The organism is Streptomyces sp. SYSU D01066-1, assembly GCF_054956795.1.
The window spans coordinates 151,445-174,464 of sequence record NZ_JBUDHV010000007.1; the positions used below are offsets into that span (position 1 = coordinate 151,445).

General features: G+C 71.6%; 18 protein-coding genes and 1 tRNA gene. 14 read left to right on the forward strand and 5 right to left on the reverse strand.

The window, feature by feature from the left end:
• Nucleotides 1-171 precede the first annotated feature (171 nt).
• From dnaA to ACY1JF_RS09815, 9 genes are all read left to right on the forward strand, one after another.
• Nucleotides 172-2,202, forward strand: coding sequence for a chromosomal replication initiator protein DnaA (dnaA, locus tag ACY1JF_RS09775; protein ID WP_462704609.1), 2,031 nt, complete (start codon nt 172-174; stop codon nt 2,200-2,202).
• A gap of 1,121 nt (nt 2,203-3,323) precedes the next feature.
• Entirely contained in the window at nt 3,324-4,454 is a 1,131-nt protein-coding gene (gene dnaN / locus ACY1JF_RS09780) for a DNA polymerase III subunit beta (RefSeq protein WP_462704610.1), read from the forward strand.
• Between the two features lie 170 nt (nt 4,455-4,624).
• Complete coding sequence (gnd, locus tag ACY1JF_RS09785; protein WP_462704611.1) at nt 4,625-5,500, forward strand: phosphogluconate dehydrogenase (NAD(+)-dependent, decarboxylating); 876 nt, start codon at nt 4,625-4,627, stop codon at nt 5,498-5,500.
• A 34-nt stretch (nt 5,501-5,534) separates the two neighbouring features.
• Nucleotides 5,535-6,656, forward strand: a complete 1,122-nt coding sequence (gene recF / locus ACY1JF_RS09790; RefSeq protein ID WP_462704612.1) for a DNA replication/repair protein RecF — start codon at nt 5,535-5,537, stop codon at nt 6,654-6,656.
• Nucleotides 6,653-7,183, forward strand: coding sequence for a DciA family protein (locus tag ACY1JF_RS09795; protein WP_462704613.1), 531 nt, complete (start codon nt 6,653-6,655; stop codon nt 7,181-7,183). Before recF ends, ACY1JF_RS09795 begins: the two co-directional genes overlap by 4 nt.
• A gap of 431 nt (nt 7,184-7,614) precedes the next feature.
• Nucleotides 7,615-9,663, forward strand: coding sequence for a DNA topoisomerase (ATP-hydrolyzing) subunit B (gene gyrB, locus ACY1JF_RS09800; protein ID WP_462704614.1), 2,049 nt, complete (start codon nt 7,615-7,617; stop codon nt 9,661-9,663).
• Nucleotides 9,664-9,705: 42 nt separating this feature from the next.
• A complete protein-coding gene (gyrA, locus tag ACY1JF_RS09805) occupies nt 9,706-12,300 on the forward strand; it encodes a DNA gyrase subunit A (protein WP_462704615.1) in 2,595 nt (864 codons plus the stop codon).
• Nucleotides 12,301-12,318: 18 nt separating this feature from the next.
• Complete coding sequence (locus ACY1JF_RS09810) at nt 12,319-13,083, forward strand: DUF3566 domain-containing protein (RefSeq protein WP_462704616.1); 765 nt, start codon at nt 12,319-12,321, stop codon at nt 13,081-13,083.
• 88 nt (nt 13,084-13,171) lie between these two features.
• Nucleotides 13,172-13,245, forward strand: a tRNA-Ile gene (locus tag ACY1JF_RS09815).
• Between the two features lie 47 nt (nt 13,246-13,292).
• Here the strand turns inward: ACY1JF_RS09815 and ACY1JF_RS09820 are convergent.
• Nucleotides 13,293-13,472, reverse strand: coding sequence for a hypothetical protein (locus ACY1JF_RS09820; RefSeq protein ID WP_437086457.1), 180 nt, complete (start codon nt 13,470-13,472; stop codon nt 13,293-13,295).
• A gap of 153 nt (nt 13,473-13,625) precedes the next feature.
• Between ACY1JF_RS09820 and ACY1JF_RS09825 the strand changes: the two genes are divergently transcribed.
• Nucleotides 13,626-13,862, forward strand: coding sequence for a GntR family transcriptional regulator (locus tag ACY1JF_RS09825; protein ID WP_462704617.1), 237 nt, complete (start codon nt 13,626-13,628; stop codon nt 13,860-13,862).
• Between the two features lie 33 nt (nt 13,863-13,895).
• Here ACY1JF_RS09825 and ACY1JF_RS09830 read toward each other — a convergent pair whose 3' ends face one another.
• Both ACY1JF_RS09830 and ACY1JF_RS09835 read right to left on the reverse strand, forming a co-directional pair.
• Nucleotides 13,896-14,243 carry a DUF1330 domain-containing protein gene (locus ACY1JF_RS09830; protein WP_462704618.1) on the reverse strand — a complete coding sequence of 116 codons (348 nt, stop codon included), beginning with the start codon at nt 14,241-14,243 and terminating at the stop codon, nt 13,896-13,898.
• A gap of 180 nt (nt 14,244-14,423) precedes the next feature.
• The gene (locus tag ACY1JF_RS09835) at nt 14,424-18,596 is read right to left on the reverse strand and encodes a WD40 repeat domain-containing protein (RefSeq protein WP_462704619.1); all 4,173 of its coding nucleotides are present in this window, start codon (nt 18,594-18,596) and stop codon (nt 14,424-14,426) included.
• Between the two features lie 351 nt (nt 18,597-18,947).
• On the opposite strand from ACY1JF_RS09835, the gene ACY1JF_RS09840 reads away from it, so the two are divergent.
• A complete protein-coding gene (locus ACY1JF_RS09840) occupies nt 18,948-19,871 on the forward strand; it encodes an FkbM family methyltransferase (RefSeq protein WP_462704620.1) in 924 nt (307 codons plus the stop codon).
• Between the two features lie 201 nt (nt 19,872-20,072).
• On the opposite strand, the gene ACY1JF_RS09845 is transcribed toward ACY1JF_RS09840, so the two are convergent.
• Nucleotides 20,073-20,843: a glycosyltransferase family 2 protein gene (locus tag ACY1JF_RS09845; RefSeq protein WP_462704621.1), complete on the reverse strand. Its 771-nt coding sequence runs from the start codon at nt 20,841-20,843 to the stop codon at nt 20,073-20,075.
• A 175-nt stretch (nt 20,844-21,018) separates the two neighbouring features.
• Between ACY1JF_RS09845 and ACY1JF_RS09850 the strand changes: the two genes are divergently transcribed.
• Both ACY1JF_RS09850 and ACY1JF_RS09855 read left to right on the forward strand, forming a co-directional pair.
• Nucleotides 21,019-21,660, forward strand: a complete 642-nt coding sequence (locus tag ACY1JF_RS09850; RefSeq protein WP_462704622.1) for a LysE family translocator — start codon at nt 21,019-21,021, stop codon at nt 21,658-21,660.
• 103 nt (nt 21,661-21,763) lie between these two features.
• On the forward strand, nt 21,764-21,958 hold the full coding sequence (locus tag ACY1JF_RS09855; RefSeq protein WP_462704623.1) for a ferredoxin: 195 nt from the start codon (nt 21,764-21,766) through the stop codon (nt 21,956-21,958).
• A 107-nt stretch (nt 21,959-22,065) separates the two neighbouring features.
• Here ACY1JF_RS09855 and ACY1JF_RS09860 read toward each other — a convergent pair whose 3' ends face one another.
• The gene (locus ACY1JF_RS09860; RefSeq protein ID WP_462704624.1) at nt 22,066-22,440 is read right to left on the reverse strand and encodes a DUF6344 domain-containing protein; all 375 of its coding nucleotides are present in this window, start codon (nt 22,438-22,440) and stop codon (nt 22,066-22,068) included.
• Nucleotides 22,441-22,777: 337 nt separating this feature from the next.
• Here ACY1JF_RS09860 and ACY1JF_RS09865 point away from each other — a divergent pair, with 337 nt between their 5' ends.
• Entirely contained in the window at nt 22,778-22,906 is a 129-nt protein-coding gene (locus ACY1JF_RS09865; RefSeq protein WP_003999697.1) for a DLW-39 family protein, read from the forward strand.
• Nucleotides 22,907-23,020 lie beyond the last annotated feature (114 nt).

Sequence of the window (23,020 nt, forward strand, 5' to 3'; positions counted from 1 at the left end):
AGGCTGGGGACAACAACTTGAATGCTACCGGCCACGCTGACTACCGTGGCCGGACTCCGATTCGTTCCCTTCCCACCGGCGCATCTGATTCGTTCCGACCCGCCCGCCCCCCGTACCGACCGACCTTCCCTCGGATCACACCTTCGAGGGACCCATGAGAGAGCGTGCCCTGTGGCTGACGTACCTGCCGATCTTGCCGCAGTGTGGCCACGCGTACTGGAGCAGCTCCTCGGGGAGGGGCGCGGCCAGGGCGTCGAGTCGAAGGACGAGCACTGGATCCGGCGCTGCCAGCCGCTCGCCCTGGTCGCCGACACCGCCCTGCTCGCCGTACCGAACGAGTTCGCGAAGGGCGTGCTGGAGGGCCGTCTGGCCCCCGTCGTCAGCGAGACGCTGAGCAGGGAGTGCGGCCGCCCGATCCGCATCGCGATCACCGTCGACGACTCGGCCGGCGAACCCCCCGCCCCGCCGGCCCCGCACGCGCGCGCCCCGCACCGCTACGAGGAGCCCGACCACCCGTCCGCCGGCCAGCAGGGCCGCGACGGCCGGGACACGCGGGACGGACGTGATCCGCGTGACACACGGGACGGTCGCGACCTCCGCGACTCGCGTGATTCCCGCGACTCCCGTGACGACTACGAGGGCTACGGCCGTCGCCGTCCCGACCCGCTGCCCACGGCCCGTCCCGCCTACCCCTCCGAGTACCAGCGCCCCGAGCCCGGCTCCTGGCCGCGCCCCTCCCAGCAGGACGACTACGGCTGGCAGCAGCAGCGCCTCGGCTTCCCCGGCGGCGACCCGTACGCCTCGCCTCCGGAATCCCCCTACGGGCAGCCCGCCCCGGACGCGTACCAGAAGGGCCCCTACCCGGAGGGCTACGCGCAGGACTACCGCTCGCAGTCGCCCGACCGCCCGCCCTACGAGCCGGACCGCCCCGCGTACGACTCCGAGCGCCCGCCCTACGAGCCGCAGCGCCCCGACTACGAGCAGTCCCGTCCGGACTACGAGCAGTCGCGCGGCGACTACGACCCGCGCGGCGGCCGGCGCGAGCCGCCCGAGCAGCCCTCCGGCTCCGGCCACGTCCACCGCGGCGGCCCCGTCGGCCCCGGACCCGCCACCGGCGCCCCCGGCCCGCTGGCCGCACAGCCCGCCCCGGCCGCCGGCCCCGGCGAGCCGACCGCGCGCCTCAACCCGAAGTACCTCTTCGACACCTTCGTCATCGGCGCCTCCAACCGCTTCGCGCACGCCGCCGCGGTGGCCGTCGCCGAGGCGCCGGCGAAGGCGTACAACCCGCTCTTCATCTACGGGGAGTCGGGCCTCGGCAAGACCCACCTGCTGCACGCCATCGGGCACTACGCCCGCAGCCTGTACCCGGGCACGCGCGTGCGGTACGTGAGCTCCGAGGAGTTCACCAACGAGTTCATCAACTCCATCCGCGACGGCAAGGGCGACAGCTTCCGCAAGCGGTACCGCGAGATGGACATCCTGCTCGTGGACGACATCCAGTTCCTGGCGGACAAGGAGTCGACGCAGGAGGAGTTCTTCCACACGTTCAACACGCTGCACAACGCCAACAAGCAGATCGTGCTCTCCTCCGACCGGCCGCCCAAGCAGCTGGTGACGCTGGAGGACCGGCTGCGGAACCGTTTCGAGTGGGGACTGATCACCGACGTCCAGCCGCCCGAGCTGGAGACGCGGATCGCGATCCTGCGCAAGAAGGCGGTGCAGGAGCAGCTCAACGCCCCGCCGGAGGTGCTGGAGTTCATCGCCTCGCGGATCTCGCGCAACATCCGCGAGCTGGAGGGCGCGCTGATCCGGGTGACGGCGTTCGCGTCGCTCAACCGGCAGCCGGTGGACCTGGGTCTGACGGAGATCGTCCTGAAGGACCTGATCCCCGGCGGCGAGGACTCGGCCCCCGAGATCACCTCCACGGCCATCATGAGCGCGACCGCCGACTACTTCGGCCTCACCGTCGAGGACCTGTGCGGCACCTCGCGCGGGCGCGCGCTGGTGACGGCCCGCCAGATCGCCATGTACCTCTGCCGCGAGCTGACGGACCTCTCCCTGCCGAAGATCGGCGCGCTGTTCGGCGGCCGGGACCACACCACCGTGATGCACGCCGACCGCAAGATCCGCAATCTGATGGCCGAGCGGCGCTCCATCTACAACCAGGTCACGGAGCTGACCAACCGCATCAAGAACGGCTGACGGCCCCTGCGGGCCGGCTGGCAGCCCCACGGGCGACACCACGGGACAGCCGGCAGCCCTCACGGGACGGCACAGCCCCGCAGGACGGCTGAGAGCCTTGTAAAACGGTGACGCCCCTGCGGGACGGCGACAGCCCCACAGACGACGGCCCCACGGGCGACAGCCCCACGGGACAGCCGGCAGCCCCCGCAGAACAGCTGACGGCCCTCACGGGACGGCACAGCCCCGCAGGACGGCTGACGGCCCCCTTGCACGGCGTTCTGGGCGCCCTCCGGAGGAGATCCGGGGGGCGCCCTTCGTCATGTGCGGGCCGAGGACCGGGGACGCGGGCGCCCTCGCTGTTCGAATCCGCACCGGGGTTACGGCCGCCGTCCACAGATTCGGGCACTTTTCCCCGTCCACACCTTGGGGACCGCCAAGTTGTCCCAACTCTGTCCACAGGCCGGGAAGCTGAGAGATCATCGAGCCAGGTCATTCGCCTGTGGATCAGTGGACGAACGTTGTCCACAGGCTGTGGACAACGGATCGGTCCACAGCCTGTGCGCAAGGTTGTCCACCGTCGGCCCACAGGTCAGGAGCGGTTGTCCCCAGCGGTCACCGGCTTCTCCACAAGGCTGTCCACTGTTCGGCAACCCGACGCGGCCTCTCACCGTCCGGAGTGAAAGGCGTCACACAACGGTGCCGGATTGGGCTGTGGGAAAGACGGGTAAACCTGGGGACGGCGCTGGGGAGAAGTCGCCTCTCCCTGTGCACGGAGTGTGCAGAACTTTCCGTTCTCCACAGCGGGCCCCACTTGTCCACCGGTCCCGCCCACAGGCCCCGTGGACAAAATCTCCGGGCTGACCTGCGCAGACGTGGTTATCCACGGTATCCACAGGCCCTACTACTACTGACGACTAGAGAGAGCCCGGAACTCGTTTCGAAGCGGGGCCTGTGCACAACTCGCCCTCTCGGGCCCGACCGCCCCTCGGCACGACTTGACCCCGAAGGGCACCTACTGTCAGTGCGGTGCGTCAGACTGGTCCCGGTGTTCCTGCCCCCCAGCGGGGCCGGCGACACCGAGTCAGACGACTGAGGCGAAGCAGGGCGAGAAGCGCCGGCAACAGCAGGAGGCGGCAACGGTGAAGATCCGGGTGGAACGCGACGTACTCGCGGAGGCAGTGGCCTGGGCGGCGCGCAGCCTCCCGGCCCGTCCACCGGCGCCGGTCCTCGCGGGCCTGCTGCTGAGGGCCGAGGAGGGGCAGCTGAGCCTGTCCAGCTTCGACTACGAGGTCTCCGCGCGGGTGTCGGTCGACGCGGAGGTCGAGGAGGAGGGCACGGTGCTGGTCTCCGGCCGCCTGCTCGCCGACATCTCCCGCGCCCTGCCCAACCGGCCGGTGGAGATCTCCACCGACGGTGTACGGGCGACGGTGGTCTGCGGCTCCTCGCGGTTCACGCTGCACACCCTGCCGGTGGAGGAGTACCCGGCCCTGCCGCAGATGCCGAACGCCACGGGCACGGTCCCCGGCGAGGTCTTCGCCTCCGCCGTGCAGCAGGTCGCCATCGCGGCCGGCCGCGACGACACGCTGCCCGTCCTCACCGGTGTGCGCATCGAGATCGAGGGCGACACGGTGACGCTGGCCTCCACCGACCGCTACCGTTTCGCGGTCCGCGAGTTCCTGTGGAAGCCGGAGAACCCGGACGTCTCCGCGGTCGCCCTGGTGCCCGCCAAGACGCTCCAGGACACCGCCAAGGCGCTGACCAGCGGTGACCAGGTGATCCTGGCGCTGTCCGGCTCGGGCGCGGGCGAGGGCCTGATCGGCTTCGAGGGCGCCGGCCGCCGGACCACGACCCGGCTCCTCGAGGGCGACCTCCCGAAGTACAAGACGCTCTTCCCGACCGAGTTCAACAGCGTCGCCGTGATCGAGACCGCCCCCTTCGTGGAGGCCGTCAAGCGCGTCGCCCTGGTCGCCGAGCGGAACACCCCGGTGCGGCTCAGCTTCGAGCAGGGCGTGCTCATCCTGGAGGCGGGCTCCAGCGACGACGCACAGGCTGTGGAAAGGGTCGACGCCCAGCTGGAGGGCGACGACATCTCGATCGCCTTCAACCCGACCTTCCTGCTGGAGGGGCTGAGCGCCATCAGTTCCCCGGTGGCCCAGCTGTCCTTCACGACCTCCACCAAGCCGGCCCTGCTCAGCGGCAGGCCTGCGCTGGACGCGGAGGCGGACGAGGCGTACAAGTACCTGATCATGCCGGTGCGGCTGAGCGGCTGAGGCCGCCGCCGGTTGTCCACAGGGTGTATCCGCAGGTGGGGGCGTACGGATGAGCGCGTATGCCCACAGCTGTGCGTGACGGTCCGGGTTTAGGCTCGGCGCCGGTGCGCATGCGCCTCACACGGCGACACGCGCCTGACACGCCACAGCGACCTTAAGGAACGCAACTGATGGAGCTCGGTCTCGTCGGCCTCGGCAAGATGGGCGGCAACATGCGCGAGCGGATCCGCCGCGCGGGCCACACCGTCGTCGGATACGACCGCAACCCGGACCTCGCCGATGTCCACAGCCTGGAGGAGCTCGTGGGCAGGCTCTCGGGCCCGCGGGTGGTCTGGGTGATGGTCCCGGCCGGCGCGGCCACCCAGTCGACCGTCGACGAGCTGGCCCGGCTCCTGGAGCCGGGCGACGTGGTCGTGGACGGCGGCAACAGCCGCTGGACGGACGACGAGAAGCACGCCGGGGAGCTGGCCGCCAAGGGCATCGGCTTCGTCGACTGCGGCGTCTCCGGCGGCGTCTGGGGCCTGGAGAACGGCTACGCGCTGATGTACGGCGGCGACGCGGAGAGCGTCGCCAAGGTGCAGCCGATATTCGACGCCCTCAAGCCCGAGGGCGACTTCGGCTCGGTGCACGCCGGCAAGGTCGGCGCGGGCCACTTCGCGAAGATGGTCCACAACGGCATCGAGTACGCGATGATGCAGGCCTACGCCGAAGGCTGGGAGCTGCTGGAGAAGGTCGACTCCGTGACCGACGTCCGGGAGGTGTTCCGCTCCTGGCAGGAGGGCACGGTCATCCGCTCCTGGCTGCTGGACCTCGCCGTGAACGCCCTCGACCAGGACGAGCACCTGGACCGCCTCCGCGGTTTCGCCGCGGACTCCGGTGAGGGACGCTGGACGGTGGAGGCCGCGATCGACAACGCGGTGCCGCTGCCGGCGATCACCGCGTCGCTGTTCGCCCGGTTCTCCTCCCGTCAGGAGGACTCGCCGCAGATGAAGATGATCGCGGCGCTGCGCAACCAGTTCGGCGGCCACGCGGTCGAGAAGAAGTAAGCAGGACCCGAAGGGTGGAGGTCGGCGCACGACCATGCACGTCACGCATCTGTCGCTGGCCGACTTCCGCTCCTACGCCAGGGCCGAGGTCCCGCTGGACCCCGGCGTCACCGCCTTCGTCGGCCCCAACGGCCAGGGCAAGACCAACCTGGTCGAGGCCGTCGGCTACCTCGCCACCCTCGGCAGCCACCGCGTCTCCTCCGACGCGCCCCTGGTCCGCATGGGCGCCGACCGCGCGGTGATCCGCGCCCAGGTCCGCCAGGGCGAGCGGCAGCAGCTGATCGAGCTGGAGCTGAACCCGGGCAAGGCCAACCGCGCCCGGATCAACAGGTCCTCGCAGGTCAGACCCCGCGACGTGCTGGGCGTCGTACGGACCGTGCTGTTCGCGCCCGAGGACCTCGCGCTGGTCAAGGGCGACCCCGGGGAGCGGCGCCGCTTCCTCGACGAGCTGATCACCGCCCGGTCCCCGCGCATGGCCGGCGTCCGCTCCGACTACGACCGGGTCCTCAAGCAGCGCAACACCCTGCTGAAGTCGGCGGCGCTGGCCCGCCGGCACGGCGGTCGCACCCTGGACCTGTCCACCCTGGACGTCTGGGACCAGCACCTCGCGCGCGCGGGCGCCGAGCTGCTCGCCCAGCGCCTGGACCTGATCGCCACGCTCCAGCCGCTGGCCGACAAGGCGTACGAGCAGCTCGCCCCCAGCGGCGGGCCGGTCACCCTGGAGTACAAGCCGTCGGCGCCCGGTGAGGCGCACTCGCGCCAGGAGCTGTTCGAGCAGCTGACCGCCGCGCTCGCCGGGGCCCGCAAGCAGGAGATCGAGCGGGGCGTCACACTGGTCGGCCCGCACCGGGACGACCTGCTGCTCAAGCTCGGGGAACTGCCCGCCAAGGGGTACGCCTCGCACGGCGAGTCCTGGTCCTACGCGCTGGCGCTGCGGCTGGCCTCCTACGACCTGCTGCGGGCCGAGGGCAACGAGCCGGTGCTGGTCCTGGACGACGTCTTCGCCGAGCTGGACGCGCGCCGCCGGGAGCGGCTGGCCGAGCTGGTGGCGCCCGGCGAGCAGGTGCTGGTCACCGCCGCCGTGGACGACGACGTCCCGCAGGTGCTGGCGGGGGCGCGGTTCGCGGTGGCCGGCGGGGCGGTGGAGCGCGTATGAGCGTCGACGAGTCCGCGCGGAAGGCGCCCGAACCCTCCGGCGTCGACCTCGCGCGCGTGGCGCTGCGGGCGGCCAAGGAGGCGGCACGCGCGCGGGGGGAGGCGGCGCGGCAGAAGAAGCAGGCCCGGCACGGCGGTCTGCGCTCGGGCGCGCGTGCCGACGGGCGCGATCCGATGGCGCTCGGGTCGGCGATCAACCGGCTGATCACCGAGCGCGGCTGGGAGACGCCGGCCGCGGTGGGCGGGGTGATGGGGCGCTGGCCGCAGATCGTCGGCGACGACGTGGCCAAGCACTGCGTGCCGGAGCGGTACGACGAGGACGAGCGGGTCCTGGTGGTGCGCTGCGACTCCACGGCGTGGGCGACCAACCTGCGGCTGCTGGCGCCGACGCTGGTGGCCCGGCTCAACGAGGACCTCGGCCACGGCTCGGTCCGCGTGATCAAGGTGCGGGGCCCCGGCGGCTCCCCGCGCCGCTACGGCCCGCTGCGCGCCCCCGGCAGCACGGGTCCCGGCGATACGTACGGGTGAGGACGCGCCCCGCGGCACCCCCGGCGCCGACGGTGACAGACATCACATGAGGGCCGCTCGGCCGTCGGTTCGAGGCGCCGGTGACCTCCTCGTCGTACAACCGCACATGGTTGCGAATCATGACCTGACTCGGAAGTAGCCAAGAGTTGACGGCCGGAGGCGCTGAGTGCCTCCGTGAGCCTCTTGAAGCCCCCTTCCGTATATCGGGAGTCGGGAGAGGACGTCTCAGGGCGGCACATGCGGACTCAGGTACCGGCAAACCCCCATCAGTGTCAGTGGTACCGGTAGACTGGAAGGCAATCCCGCCCCGGTCGTGGGGATGTCCGGGACACGCTGAGCAACGCTGATCAAGGCTTACCAACGCAACATGCCGCAGCCGCTCCGGCAAACGCCGACGAGCCCGGCTCGTGCTGTGCCAGAAAGGGCGCTTCGTGGCCGATTCCGGCAACCCCAACGAGAACATCCCGTCCACCGACGCCGAGGCGGCCCCGTCCCCCGGCGAGGGCTCCCCGTCGTACGACGCCAGTGCCATCACCGTCCTCGAGGGCCTGGACGCGGTCCGCAAGCGGCCCGGTATGTACATCGGTTCGACCGGCGAGCGGGGCCTGCACCACCTGGTGCAGGAGGTCGTCGACAACTCCGTCGACGAGGCGCTGGCCGGGCACGCGGACACCATCGACGTCACGATCCTGGCCGACGGCGGCGTGCGCGTCGTCGACAACGGCCGTGGCATCCCGGTGGGCATCGTCCCCTCCGAGGGCAAGCCCGCCGTCGAGGTCGTGCTGACCGTGCTGCACGCGGGCGGCAAGTTCGGCGGCGGCGGCTACGCGGTCTCCGGTGGTCTGCACGGCGTGGGCGTCTCCGTCGTCAACGCCCTGTCGACGAGGGTCGCCGTCGAGGTCAAGACCGACGGCCACCGCTGGACGCAGGAGTACAAGCTGGGCGTGCCGACGGCCCCGCTGGCCAAGCACGAGGCCACCGAGGAGACCGGCACCTCGGTCACCTTCTGGGCCGACGGCGACATCTTCGAGACGACCGACTACTCCTTCGAGACGCTGTCGCGGCGCTTCCAGGAGATGGCGTTCCTCAACAAGGGCCTGCGGATCAACCTCACCGACGAGCGCGAGTCGGCGAAGGCCACGGCCGGCGCGGACGAGGCGGGCGAGGACGAGAAGCAAGAGGTCAAGAGCGTCTCGTACCACTACGAGGGCGGCATCGTCGACTTCGTGAAGTACCTCAACTCCCGCAAGGGGGAGGTCGTCCACCCCACGGTGATCGACCTGGAGGCCGAGGACAAGGACAAGCTCCTGTCCCTGGAAGTCGCCATGCAGTGGAACGGCGGCTACACCGAGGGCGTGTACTCGTTCGCCAACATCATCCACACCCACGAGGGCGGTACGCACGAGGAGGGCTTCCGCGCCGCGCTGACCTCGCTGATCAACAAGTACGCGCGCGACAAGAAGCTGCTGCGCGAGAAGGACGACAACCTCACGGGCGACGACATCCGCGAGGGTCTGACGGCGATCATCTCGGTGAAGCTGAGCGAGCCGCAGTTCGAGGGCCAGACCAAGACCAAGCTGGGCAACACCGAGGTGAAGACCTTCGTCCAGAAGGTGGTCTACGAGCACCTCGCCGACTGGCTGGACCGCAACCCCAACGAGGCCGCGGACATCATCCGCAAGGGCATCCAGGCGGCCACCGCGCGCGTGGCGGCCCGCAAGGCGCGCGACCTGACCCGCCGCAAGGGCCTGCTGGAGTCGGCGTCGCTGCCGGGCAAGCTGTCCGACTGCCAGTCCAACGACCCGACCAAGTGCGAGATCTTCATCGTCGAGGGCGACTCCGCCGGCGGCTCGGCCAAGTCCGGCCGCAACCCGCAGTACCAGGCGATCCTCCCGATCCGCGGCAAGATCCTCAACGTCGAGAAGGCGCGCATCGACCGCATCCTGCAGAACCAGGAGATCCAGGCGATGATCTCCGCGTTCGGCACGGGTGTGCACGAGGACTTCGACATCGAGAAGCTCCGCTACCACAAGATCATCCTGATGGCGGACGCCGACGTCGACGGCCAGCACATCAACACCCTGCTGCTGACGTTCCTGTTCCGCTTCATGCGGCCGCTGGTGGAGGCCGGGCACGTCTTCCTGTCCCGCCCGCCGCTCTACAAGATCAAGTGGGGCCGGGACGACTTCGAGTACGCGTACTCCGACCGCGAGCGCGACGCGCTGATCGAGCTGGGCCGCCAGGCGGGCAAGCGCGTCCGCGAGGACTCGGTGCAGCGCTTCAAGGGCCTGGGCGAGATGAACGCCGAGGAACTGCGCATCACCACCATGGACCAGGAGCACCGGGTCCTGGGCCAGGTCACCCTCGACGACGCCGCCCAGGCCGACGACCTCTTCTCGGTGCTGATGGGCGAGGACGTCGAGGCGCGGCGCCAGTTCATCCAGCGCAACGCCAAGGACGTCCGCTTCCTCGACATCTGAGTCGGTCGCCGCTGACCGCACCAGGAAGGACCTTCACCAGCAATGACCGACGAGAACACTCCCGTCACCACCGAAGAGGGCGGCGTCATCGCCCAGCGCGTCGAGCCGGTCGGGCTCGAGACGGAGATGCAGCGCTCGTACCTGGACTACGCGATGTCCGTCATCGTGTCCCGCGCGCTGCCCGACGTCCGCGACGGCCTCAAGCCCGTCCACCGCCGCGTGCTGTACGCCATGTACGACGGCGGCTACCGCCCCGAGCGCGGCTTCTACAAGTGCGCCCGCGTCGTCGGCGACGTCATGGGCAACTACCACCCGCACGGCGACTCCTCCATCTACGACGCCCTGGTCCGCCTCGCCCAGCCGTGGTCGATGCGGATGCCGCTGGTCGACTCCAACGGCAACTTCGGCTCGCCGGGCAACGACCCGGCGGCGGCCATGCGGTACACCGAGTGCAAGATGGCGCCGCTGTCGATGGAGATGGTCCGCGACATCGACGAGGAGACCGTCGACTTCACGGACAACTACGACGGCCGCTCCCAGGAGCCGACCGTCCTGCCCGCCCGCTTCCCGAACCTGCTGATCAACGGCTCGGCCGGGATCGCGGTCGGCATGGCGACCAACATCCCGCCGCACAACCTGCGCGAGGTCGCGGCCGGCGCCCAGTGGTACCTGGAGAACTACGAGGCCTCGCACGAGGAGCTGCTGGACGCCCTCATCGAGCGCATCAAGGGCCCCGACTTCCCGACCGGCGCGCTGGTCGTCGGCCGCCGGGGCATCGAGGAGGCGTACCGCACCGGGCGCGGCTCCATCACCATGCGCGCGGTCGTCGAGGTCGAGGAGATCCAGAACCGCCAGTGCCTGGTGGTCACGGAGCTGCCGTACCAGACCAACCCCGACAACCTCGCGCAGAAGATCGCCGACCTGGTGAAGGACGGCAAGATCGGCGGCATCGCCGACGTCCGCGACGAGACGTCCTCGCGCACCGGCCAGCGCCTGGTCATCGTCCTGAAGCGGGACGCGGTCGCCAAGGTCGTCCTCAACAACCTCTACAAGCACACCGACCTCCAGACCAACTTCGGCGCCAACATGCTGGCCCTGGTCGACGGCGTGCCGCGCACCCTGTCCCTGGACGCGTTCATCCGCCACTGGGTGAACCACCAGATCGAGGTCATCGTCCGCCGGACGAAGTTCCGGCTGCGCAAGGCGGAGGAGCGCGCCCACATCCTGCGCGGTCTGCTCAAGGCGCTGGACGCGATCGACGAGGTCATCGCCCTCATCCGGGGCAGCCAGACGGTCGAGATCGCCCGCGGCGGCCTGATGGACCTCCTGGAGATCGACGACATCCAGGCCAACGCCATCCTGGAGATGCAGCTGCGCCGGCTGGCCGCGCTGGAGCGCCAGAAGATCGTCCAGGAGCACGACGAACTCCAGGCGAAGATCAACGAGTACAACGAGATCCTCGCCTCCCCGGCCCGTCAGCGGCAGATCGTCAGCGAGGAGCTGACCGCGATCGTCGACAAGTTCGGCGACGACCGCAAGACGAAGCTGATCCCCTACGAGGGCGACATGTCCATCGAGGACCTGATCGCCGAGGAGGACATCGTCGTCACGGTCACGCGCGGCGGCTACATCAAGCGCACCAAGACCGACGACTACCGGGCGCAGAAGCGCGGCGGCAAGGGCGTACGGGGCGCGAAGCTCAAGGAAGACGACATCGTCGACCACTTCTTCGTCTCCACCACCCACCACTGGCTGCTGTTCTTCACCAACAAGGGCCGCGTCTACCGCGTCAAGGGCTACGAACTGCCCGACGCCGGCCGCGACGCGCGCGGGCAGCACGTCGCCAACCTGCTGGCCTTCCAGCCGGACGAGGCGATCGCCGAGATCTTCGCGATCCGCGACTACGACGCGGCGCCGTACCTGGTCCTGGCCACCAAGGGCGGCCTGGTCAAGAAAACGTCACTGAAGGACTACGACTCCCCGCGCTCGGGCGGCGTCATCGCCATCAACCTGCGCGAGCGGGAGGACGGCAGCGACGACGAGCTGATCGGCGCCGAGCTGGTCTCGGCCGACGACGATCTGCTGCTGATCAGCAAGAAGGCGCAGTCGATCAGGTTCACCGCGTCGGACGACACGCTGCGTCCGATGGGCCGGGCCACCTCGGGTGTCAAGGGCATGAGTTTCCGTGACGGCGACGAACTGCTCTCGATGAATGTTGTTCGAACCGGTACGTTCGTGTTCACTGCCACCGACGGCGGGTACGCGAAGCGGACCTCCGTCGACGAGTACCGCGTCCAGGGCCGCGGCGGCCTCGGCATCAAGGCCGCCAAGATCGTCGAGGACCGCGGAGAGCTCGTCGGAGCCCTGGTGGTCGAGGAGACCGACGAGATCCTCGCCATCACCCTCTCCGGCGGTGTGATTCGCACGCGAGTCAACGAGGTCAGGGAGACGGGCCGTGACACCATGGGCGTCCAACTGATCAATCTTGGCAAGCGCGATGCCGTGGTCGGTATCGCGCGCAACGCCGAGGCGGGGCGCGAGGCGGAGGAAGTCGACGGCGACGTGGTCGTCGACGAGACCGCCGAGGATGCCGCGACCGCCGGCACGGACGGGGGCGAGGCGCCCTCGGCCGAGTAGCGCGAGGAGAGAGTCATCGTGAGCGGAGCCACGGGCGCCGGATCGGCCGGTACCCCGACGGGTACGGAAACGGACGGCGGCGGCCGTGGCTCCGCCGCGCAGGGAACGGACCGGCGCGAAGACGCGTCCTCATCCTCGTACGAGACTCATGGATCCCAGGGGGGAACTGTGACGGACACCCGTGGTCCGCAGACCCAGCAGTACGCCGCTGGCGCGGGCCCGGCCGCATCCGGCGCCCAGCCCGCGTCCCAGCCGGAGGCCGGCGAGCCGTCGGCCTCCCCGCTGCCGGGCGAACGGCAGCGGCAACAGTCCGGCGGGCCCTACCACCCGCCGCAGGCGTACCAGACCCCGGCGGGCGCCCCGCCGGGCGCGGTACGCCGCCCGCGCACCGGCGCGGGCCACACCACGCCCCGGGTCCGCAAGGCACGCCTGCGGGTCGCGAAGGCCGACCCGTGGTCGGTGATGAAGGTGAGCTTCCTGCTCTCCATCGCGCTGGGCGTGTGCACGATCGTCGCGGCGACCGTGCTGTGGATGGTCATGGACGCGATGGGCGTCTTCTCGACGGTCGGCGGCACGATCTCGGAGGCGACCGGCTCGAACGAGTCGAACGGCTTCGACCTCCAGTCGTTCCTGTCGCTGCCCAACGTCCTGCTGTTCACCACCGTCATCGCGGTCATCGACGTCGTCCTCGCGACGGCCCTGGCCACGCTCGGCGCGTTCATCTACAACCTCTCCGCCGGCTTCGTCGGCGGCGTGGAGCTGACCCTCGCCGAGGACGAGTGAGGTCACGCGACCAACCGATTTTGGGCCTGCCCCCGTCGTGCGCTAATCTTCAGGAGTCAGCGCGCGGGACACACACCGCAAGCGCGGCGGGGCTATAGCTCAGTTGGTTAGAGCGCATCCCTGATAAGGATGAGGCCACAGGTTCAAATCCTGTTAGCCCCACAGCGAGAAGACCCCCGGTCCGACAGGGCCGGGGGTCTTTCCGCTGTCTACGGCTGGTCGGCGTACGGGACCAGGTCGTACTCCTCGCGGCAGGGGCCGCACGCCGACTGCACGCCCCCGGGGCCGGAAGCCTGTTCCACCACCTCGATGACGCGGATGCCGGTGCTGTAGCCGCGGTGCCAGGCGCAGTAGCCGTAGGTCAGGGGTTCCGTCGTACCCTCGTTCACGTCGACTCCTTGTCAGTCGTCCATGCCCCTGGGTCGTTGCCGCGACCGCAGGGGCGACCTGTCTCCGCAAGCGTAGCTTAGGTAGCTAGGCTAGCTAGGGCAGTCAGGCTACCTCGCCTCGCCCATCGAGATAGTGCTGCTTAGCGTCGGATCATGGACTGGAAGCCGGACATCCCCCGCTGGAAGCAGGTGTACGCGGTCATCGAGCAGCGGATCGCCGATGGTGAGTACCCGCCGGGGAGCCAGTTGCCGGGCGTTCTCGCGATCCAGGGTGAGTTCGGCATCGCGCAGATGACGGCCCGGCGTGTCCTCACCGAGCTGAGGGAGGCCGGGTTGGCCCAGATGCAGCCGGGCATCGGCACGTTCGTCACCGAGCTGCCCGAGCCGTGAGGCAGGCGCGGGCAGGCGGCGGCGTGTGAGGGGTCAGTCGGTGGGGAGGGCCGCGCGCATCGCCTGTGCCGTGGCGGTGGGGTCGTAGTCGTCGGGGACGCCCTCGACCATGATGATGTCGCCCTCGATGTGCCGGGAGCGCAGGGGGGCGATCTCCTGGTAGGCGGGTGAGTCCCACCATGCCCGGGCCTCGGCGATGCCGGGGAAGCCGATCATTACGACCGCTCCGGGCCAGTCGCCCTCCTTCACCTCGTGCGGTGTGACGTGGACCAGGAAGCGTCCGCCGTACGGCTCGAAGGTGGCGGGGATGCGCTCGATGTACTCGGCGATCTCCGGGTGCGGGTCGGCGTCCCGCAGGTGGGCTATGACGTAGGCGGGCATGGCGTCCTTCCGGTCGGTCGAACTCCGTACGGCGGGGTCATGGCAACGCAAACGCCCGATCGCTGGCGACGGGGGATGCACCAGCGATCGGGCTGCGGCCAGAGTAACAACACCCCGCGCCCCGTGCGGGCAACTCTCCGCTCCTCGCGGGTCACTGTGACCGGCGTCATGCGCAGCGGGTCAGGTGTCGCAGGGCGGGTCGTAGGAGAGGCGGGGCAGGTACTCGTGCCAGCGGGCCGGGGTGAGGACGTCGCGGGTGGCGGAGCAGATGCGGCGTACCGCCTCGTCGACGTCCAGGCTCCACAGCCGCACGGTGTCCACGCCGCTCGACACCCCGAGCATCCCGCTGCGCGGGTTGAAGGAGAGGAAGGCGCCCGTCTTGGCGTTGGGGGACAGCGACCGGCCGATGGGGGCCGCGTCGGACGGGGTGGCGACGTCCCAGAGGCGGACGGTGTTGTCGTTGCCTCCGCTGGCCAGGGTGTGGCCGTCCGGGCTGAACGTCAGCGACGCCACCGCCTCGGTGTGGCCGGTGAGCGTGGCGACCGGCTGCTCCGTGCCGTCGTCGGCGAGTGTCCACAGGCGGACGGTGTTGTCATCGCTGCCGCTGGCCAGGGTGTGGCCGTCCGGGCTGAACGCGAGGGTGTTCACCGGGCCGGTGTGCTCCCCCAGGATCCGTCCGGTCCGGCCGCCGGCCGGGACGTCCCAGAGGCGGATGGTGCCGTCGGCGCTCCCGCCGGCGAGGGTGCGGCCGTCCGGGCTGAAGACCAGGGAGTTGACGTAACCGGTGGGGCCGGTGAGCGGCGTGCCCAGGGGGCGCAGGCGGGACGGGTCGCGCGCGTCCCAGAGCTGGACGGTGCGGTCGTCCCGGGCGGTGGCCAGGGTCCGTCCGTCCGGGCTGAAGGCGAGCGCGCCGGGGCCGGCGAAGCGGGTGCGCAGCTGGACGGGCGGGGCGTGGGCGGCGGGGTGCGCGGTGTCGGTGACGTCCCACAGCTGGACGGCGTGGCTGCCCGTCAGGACCGCCAGGGTGCGGCCGTCGGGGGAGAACACCACGGAGCGCACGTCGCCCTCGCCGGGCGTGAACGGCCCGCCCAGCGGACGCGGACGGTCGGGGTCCGTGACGTTCCACAGCCGTACCCTCCCGTCACGCGCCGCCGTGGCGAGCACCCGTCCGTCCGGACGGAAGGCCCCTATGCGACCGAGCATGTCCGAGGTCGGGATCGACCACAGCCGGACAGTGCTGTCGCCGCTCCCGGTGGCCAGGGTGCGTCCGTCCGGGCTGAAGCCGACGGCGTACATCTCGCCGCTGCTGCCCGCGAGCGGCTCGCCGACCTGGGACGGGTACTCAGGGTTGCGCACGTTCCACAGGGTCGCCGTGGAGTCGGCGCTGCCCGCGGCGAGCATGGTCCCGGCGGAGTCGAAGGCCACGGACCAGACGGGGCCGGTGTGGCCGGTGAGGGGGGTGCCGAGGGCGGTGGGGCGGCGGGGGTCGGACACGTCCCACAGGCGGATGGTGTCGTCGGCGCCGCCGCTGGCGAGGGTGCGGCCGTCGGGGCTGAAGGCGACCGAGTGCACGGTGCCGGTGTGGCCCGTCAGCGTCTTGCCCGTACGGTGCGGGCGGTGCGGGTCGGTGGTGTCCCAGAGCATGATCGTGTCGTCGTCGCCGCCCGCCGCCAGGGTGTCGCCGTCGGGACCGAACGCCACCGACCGCACGGCGTCGGTGTGGCCGGTCAGGGTGGCCAGCGGGCGCGCGCGGCCGGGGTCGGTGACGTCCCACAGCCGGACGGTGCGGTCGTTGCCGACCGAGGCGAGGGTGTGCCCGTCCGGACGGAAGGCGAGCAGGTAGACGGTGCCGGTGTGGCCGTTCAGGGGGGCGCCGAGGGGGCGGGGGCGGGCGGGGTCCCGTACGTCCCACAGGCGGATCGTGCCGTCGTCCGAGGCGCTGGCCAGAATCGTGCCGTCCGGGCTGAAGACCGCGGTGCTCACCCAGCTGGTGTGGCCGGTGAGCGGCTCGCCCAGGGCCTCGGGGCGGGAGGGGTCCGCCACGTCCCACAGGCGCACCGTGCGGTCGTAGGCGGCGGTGGCCAGGAGCCGGCCGTCCGGGCTGAACGAGGTGAGGTAGACGGCCCCGGTGTGGCCGGTGAGGGGGGTCGCCAAGGGGGCGTTGACGATGGATATGAGGCGGTTGCGGGTGCTCTCGTCGCCGGGGCGCAGATCGTGCGCCACCAGGTCGAGCTGGGCGGAGAGGGAGGGGTCGGAGTACTGGAAGCGGTCGGCTTCGGCGGAGATCTGCGCGAACACCGCGTCGTCCCGCTGCCGGGAGGCGGTCACCGCCGAGGCCGCGGCCACGACCGCCAGGGCGATCAGCGCCGCCACCGCGCCGCGGCTGAGCCAGACGGTGCGGCGCCGCAACCGTACCGACGCGGCCAGGAACTGTGCCGCGCCGCGCGTCAGGAAGACGGAGTCGGCCGACTTCGCCCAGGTGTGGGCCTGTTCCAGCCGCGAGCCCCGGTAGAGCAGGGACGCGTCGCGGCCGGATTCCTCCCAGGCCCGGCCGTCCTCCTCCAGCCGCTGGCGCAGCAGGTGGCCGCTCCGGTCCTCGTCGATCCAGCCGCGCAGCCGGGGCCAGGCGTGCAGCAGCGCCTCGTGGGTGATCTCCACGGACTCCGCGTCGAGCGTCACCAGCCGGGCGCGGACCAGCGCTTCGAGGGACTCCTCGGTCTTGCCGGGGTCCTTCGACTCCTCCGCCAGCGCGCGCCGCGTCCCTCGTCTGCGGGTGATCTGCGTGTCCTCGCTCAGCCGGACCAGTCTGAGCAGCAGCTGCCGCGCCGCGGTGCGGGCGGCCGGGTCGAGACCGGCCCAGGCGTGCTCCGCCGTCGTCGCCACGGCCTGCTGGATGCCGCCGGCGGCGCGGTAGCCGGCCAGGGTCAGCCGGCCCGACTTGCGGCGCTGCCAGGTGGCGAGCAGGGCGTGGGAGAGCAGGGGCAGGACGCCGGCATGGTGCACGCCGTGCGGGCCGTCGGCGCTGACCTCCCGGACGATCAGCTCCACCAGGCCCGGTTCGATCTCCAGGCCCACGGCCTTCGCCGGGCCGGCCACCGCCTCGCGCAGCTCCGCCGTGGTCAGCGGGCCGAGCACCATGTGGCGGTGCTGGAGGGCGTCGGCGAGTTCGGGGTGGCCGAGGCACTGCTCGTAGAAGTCCGCGCGGACGCCGACGAGGACGCAGGCGGGGGGCGGCCCGCCGGAGCCGGGGCGGGAGCACATCGCGTGCAGGGTCTGGATGAACGCGCGCCGCTCCGCCTCGTCGGGGCAGAGGGCGAAGGTCTCCTCGAACTGGTCGACGATGATCAGCGGGCGGTTGGCGGAGGGGGACGGCTCGCCGCTGTCCGCCGTCACCCATGCGGTGACGGCCTGCCGTACGGCCTGGGCGAAGGCGGGGGTGCCGGTGCCCGGGGCCGTCGTGTTCGTGCCCTGGTCCGCCGTGTCCGCCTGGTACGCCGTGTCCGCCGCGTTCGCCGCGTCCGGGGAGCTCGGGGGGCCCGAGTGGCCTGAGGGAGCCGAGTGGCCTGAGGGGCCCGAGGGATCCGCCGGGCCGGTGGTGTCGGTCGGGCCGGTGGTGCCGGTCGGGCCGGTGGTGCCGGCCGAGGGCGCCGGTGCCGGGACGACCTCGGCGAGCGGGGGTATCCGGCGGGTCAGCTCCTTGAGGGGCGTCGCCCCGGGCACCAGGTACAGCACCCTTCTGGCATCGGCTCCCCCGGCCTGGAAGGCCGGCATCAGGCCCGCGTTCAGCAGGGAGGACTTGCCCGCCCCCGACGCGCCGACGAGCGCGACCACGCCGCCCGTCCGCTCCGCCGCCCGGACCTGGGCGATGAGGTCGTCCCTGCTCCGCTCCCGGCCGAAGAACCACCGGGCGTCCTGCTGCCGGTACGCGGCGAGCCCCCGGTAGGGGCACACGCCGCCGATGTCCGCGGTCTCGGCGGGGCGGCCGTCCGCCGCCCCGGCCGGGGCCTCGGGACGGTCACCGGCGGGATCGGCCAGCGCCTGCTCCCACAGGCGCTGCCACTGGGCCAGGTCGTACAGGCCCTTGGAGACCGGGGTGGGCCGCGCGCGCCGGGCCGCGGGGATCAGGACGTGCAGCACGGCCGCGAGCGCGGTGAACTGCGCGGGTACGTTCTTCGCCCGCCGCCAGTCGCTGATCCGCTGCGCCGACACGCGCACGGGCCGGCCGCGCTCATCGACCCGGCGCAACCGGTCGACCGCCTCCGCCACCCGCTTGAGCGGAGGATTGCCGGCTTCCCTGTACAGCAGCGCGAGGCGCTCGGCGAAGGCCGTACGTGTCCCTGAGTCGGAGTTCAAGGTCCCACCCCTTTACCTCCCCCGCCGTCTGAACGTCCGGACCGGAAAACCCACTCTATATGTCTGACCTGCGACGAAGGGGGTAATCCGGATCCGGACCCTCCTCGGCGGGAGGGATCGCTGGCAGGATCGCAGGACCGCGGCACCGCACCCGGGGACCGCGGCAGCGGCAGCGCGTGAACCAGCCACCGGGGATCGTGGCGGCAGCGCGTGAACCCGCCGTATCTCGGCCCGAGCCCTCACCGGGCGGGCCGATCCCGTTCGCACCGTTCGGTACCGGTCCGCACGAGGGGAGGGACCGGTACCGGGCGGCGCGACGCCGATGTGCCCCGTGCGGGCGAAGGGGAGCGGATGAGCAGCACCGGTACGGAGGTTCTGGCGACCCTGGGACGCCGGTACGTGCGGGACGCCCCGGGTTCCTTCGGCAAGATCGCGCTGGCCGGCCGCTTCCTCGACCCGTACCTGCGCGAGCACCCCCGCCGACGGGTGGTCGAGGACCGCTTCGGGGCCCGCTTCGCGGTGGACACCACCGACCTGATCCAGCGGTACCTCTATCTCTTCGGCGTCTGGGAGCCGCACCTGACGGGGTGGCTGAGGCGCCGGCTCGGGCCGGGCGACACGTTCGTCGACGTCGGCGCCAACATCGGTGTCCTCACCGTCCTCGCCTCACGGCTGGTCGGCGACGGCGGCCGGGTGGTGGCCGTGGAGGCCTCGCCCGCGTTCCACGGGCATCTGCTGCGCAATCTCCGGCTGAACGGCTGCGCCAACGTGCGGGCGGTGAACACGGCGGTGGCCGACCGGCGCGAGCGGCTCACCTTCGTGCTGGCCAGTTCCCACAACATGGGGGCCAACAGCATCGTTCCGTACGACGGTCCGGCCGAGTCGGTCTTCGAGGCCGAGGCGGTGCCGTTGACGGAGCTGCTGACGCCCCGTGAGGTCGCCGGTGCGCGGGTCATCAAGATCGACGTGGAGGGCGCCGAGGGAAGCGTCGTACGCGGCCTCGCGCCGCTGCTGGGCGCGCTGCGGCCGGACGCCGAGGTCTGCGTCGAGGTGACGCCGGAGCGGATGGCGCGGCTCGGCGACCGTGCCGAGGAACTGACGGGCACGTTCGCCGCGGCGGGTTTCCACGCCTACCGGATGGCCAACGGCTACACGCCCGCCGACTGCCTCAGGGCGCTCCGCGAGGGGCCCGCCGCCCCGGTGCGGTGGCGGGAGCCGCTCGTCGGGGAGACGGAGCTGGTCTTCTCGCGGGTGGACGCCGAGACGCTCCCGTAGCGGGTCGGGCCGGGGCAGCTCAGGAGGGCGGCCTGGGGGGTCGGTCCGGGGGCAGCCCAAGGGGGCGGCCTGGGGGGTCGGTCCGGGGGCAGCCCAAGGGGGCGGCCTGGGGGGTCGGTCCGGGGGCAGCCCAAGGGGCCGGCGCAGGAGGCCAGTCCGGGGGCCGGCCCAGGGGTCAACCCGTGGAGCCGGCCCAGCGGGTCAGCCGGGGGGAAGAGGCGCCCGCGGGTGCTCCCACTCCAGGTGGGCCAGTGCCCGGGCGCGTGCCTCGATCACCGCCATGCGCGCGTCCCGCTCCGCCGGGTCCACGTGCGCCGCCTGACCGGTCACCTGCCCATCCCACTTGCGGTAGAGCAGACCCGCCTCCGCGGTGAACCACCCGCGGCTGACCGCGTTCAGGGCGAGCAGGAGCCCCGTGTCCTCCGAGGCCGGCAGGGCCATCCAGCCGCCGAGGGCGAGGAGCAGGTCGCGGCGGACACAGAGGGTCGCCGGGTGGACCGGGGCGCGGAAGCCGCCGGCCCGCCAGGCGGAGAGGAGGGAGTTCCGCTCGATGGGGCCGTGGTCCGGGTCGCCCGGGAACCCGGCCGTCGAACCGTCGGGCAGGAGGTCCAGGACGCGGGAGGTCGTCCAGCCGATCGTGGCGTCGGCCTCCAGTACCGCGAGGTCGCGGGCGAGCGCGCCGGCGGTGAGCCGGTCGTCGGCGTCGAGGACCCTCACGTACTCGCCCTCCGCGCGGGCCAGCGCGATGGTGCGGGCCACGCCGGGGCCGCCCGGCCGGCCCTGCCGGAACGACACCCGGGGATCGGCCGGGACACGGGGGCGTACGTCGTCCGTCCGGCCGTCCTCCTGGACGATCCACTGCCATTGCCAGCCGTCGGGCAACTCCTGCGCGCGCAGGGAGTCGTACGCGTCCCGGAGGAAGGGGGCGGACGGGGCGTGGACGGCCGTGACGACGGTGACGCGGCGGCTCATCCGGCTCACCACCTCTCGGAGGGTCGTGCGGCCCGGTGCGGCCCGGTGGTCGTCCGTCCCGGTTCCTCGTGCCCGCCCAAGATACGGCGCACCGCGCAGCGCGGGACCATCAGGGTGAAGGACGCCGGGCCCACGCGGGGTTGTCGCGTACCGGCCGGATCCCTAGCCTGACGGCATGCCGGGTATCGGGCAGCACTTCTGGGCCTTCCTCGCTGTGGTCACCGTACTGATCGCCGTGCCGGGACCGAGCGTGGTGTTCGTGGTCGGGCGCGGGGTGACGCTCGGGCGCCGGGCGGCGCTGGCCACGGCGGTGGGCAACAACGCCGGGATACTGATCCAGGCCATGCTGGTGGCCTTCGGGCTGGGAGCCGTCGTCGCCCGGTCGATCGTGGTGTTCTCGGTGCTGAAGTTCGCGGGCGCGCTGTACCTGGTCTGGCTCGGCGTCCAGACGTGGCGGCATCGCGGGGAACTGGCCGTCACGGACGCGCGGCAGCGGTCGCCCGCCAGCGCGCTGCGCATCGCCCGGCAGGGGTTCGTCGTCGGCGTGAGCAACCCGAAGGGCTTCCTGATCTTCTCGGCCGTGCTGCCCCAGTTCGTCGACCGCTCGGCGGGGCACGTGACGCTGCAACTCGTGCTCCTCGGCGTCGTCTGCGCCGCTGTCGCGCTGGTGTCCGACTCGGCCTGGGGGCTCCTCGCCGGTACGGCGCGTGGCTGGTTTCGCGGGTCGCCCCGCCGTCTGTCCGCGATCGGCGCGGTGTCCGGGACGGTGATGGTCGGCCTCGGCGTCCGTCTCGCCCTGACCGGGAAAGACGTGTGACGACACGGCGGATGGGCGGAGCGTGCCGGGTGCCGGTTCCTGCCGGGGCGCGCTTCTGGCCGTGTGCGGCGGGGATGTTGTCGGGGAGGGGAGTCGTACGCGCATGAAGGTGACCGTCGATCAGGAGCTCTGCTACGGCTCCCGTGACTGTGTGTACCGGGCGGGGTCCGTCTTCACCACGGTGGACGGGTTCGGCGCCGTCCTACCGGGGCGGGAGGACAGCGGTGACGACCCGCGCGTACGGGAGGCGGCCGAACAGTGTCCGGCACAGGCGATCAGCATCACAAAGGGGCGGTAGTACGGGTGACCGGTGCGGGCGGGGAGACGGCCGCGCACGGGGAAGCGCCCGGCCGGGTGACCCGGCCGGGCGCTTCCAGGACGTCGGGGCGGTCCCCGGAGGAGACCTCAGCGTCGTAGCGGTGGGTCGGTCAGGGGCAGGGGTTCCGTTTCCGTCCGTCCGGCGGTGCCGCACAGGGTGGCGGAGCGGGCCGCGGCGACCGTGTCGGTGGCGGGACGGTGGCGGCAGCCGGGGGACGTGCCGTGGGCCTCGGCCCGGATGCGCTGCTTCATCGTGGGCGGCAGGGCACCGGCCCGTGACCAGGAACGCGGGGCCGTCGCCAAGACCGTGGCCGCGGGGGCGCCGCTTTCGCTGTTGCGCGCGGTCTCGGTCCGCGGTACCGCCGCCGTGGCGGTCGTCGTCATGAGCCCGAGCGCCGTGCACAGCGCGAGGAAGGCGGTGACGAAGGCGGTCCACACGCTGAGGAACTTGTTCCGGGCCATGGCCCCTCACTTTCGGCTCGGGCGATTTGCGTACTTTCCTCATGATGTGTATGAGGGCCGAGAAGTGGGGGAGCGACGCCCGTGACGCGTCGATCTTCAGATCAGCACCACACGGATGGGTGCAAGTCGGAAGAAAAATGCCGAACGAGTAAAAGAGGGACCAAATCTCACGGTGCGTGCGGGTGTGATCACCGTCCGGCCGGAACGGTCCGGCCCGTCCCTACTGGGGTCCGGCGGTGCCGAGTTGGCGCCGGACGCAGGTCACCGATCGATATCGGCCGGTGTGTATAGTCGGGCGGCAGAGGTCCCCTACGTCAAGGAAAGACGAGGTCGCGCGGTGAAGAAGCTTCTCCTGGTCGCACTGGCCGCCATCGGCGGGCTCCTCGTGTACCGCCAGATCCAGGCGGATCGCGCCGAGCAGGATCTGTGGACGGAGGCGACTGACTCCGTGCCCACGGGTTCGTGAGGACGACCGACAACCGGTCCTGAGAACAGACCCCGGCCGTATCACGGTCGGGGTTTTGTGTTGCCAGGGGCCAGGGGCCAGGGGCCAGGGGCCAGGGGGCTGGAGGCTGGGGTC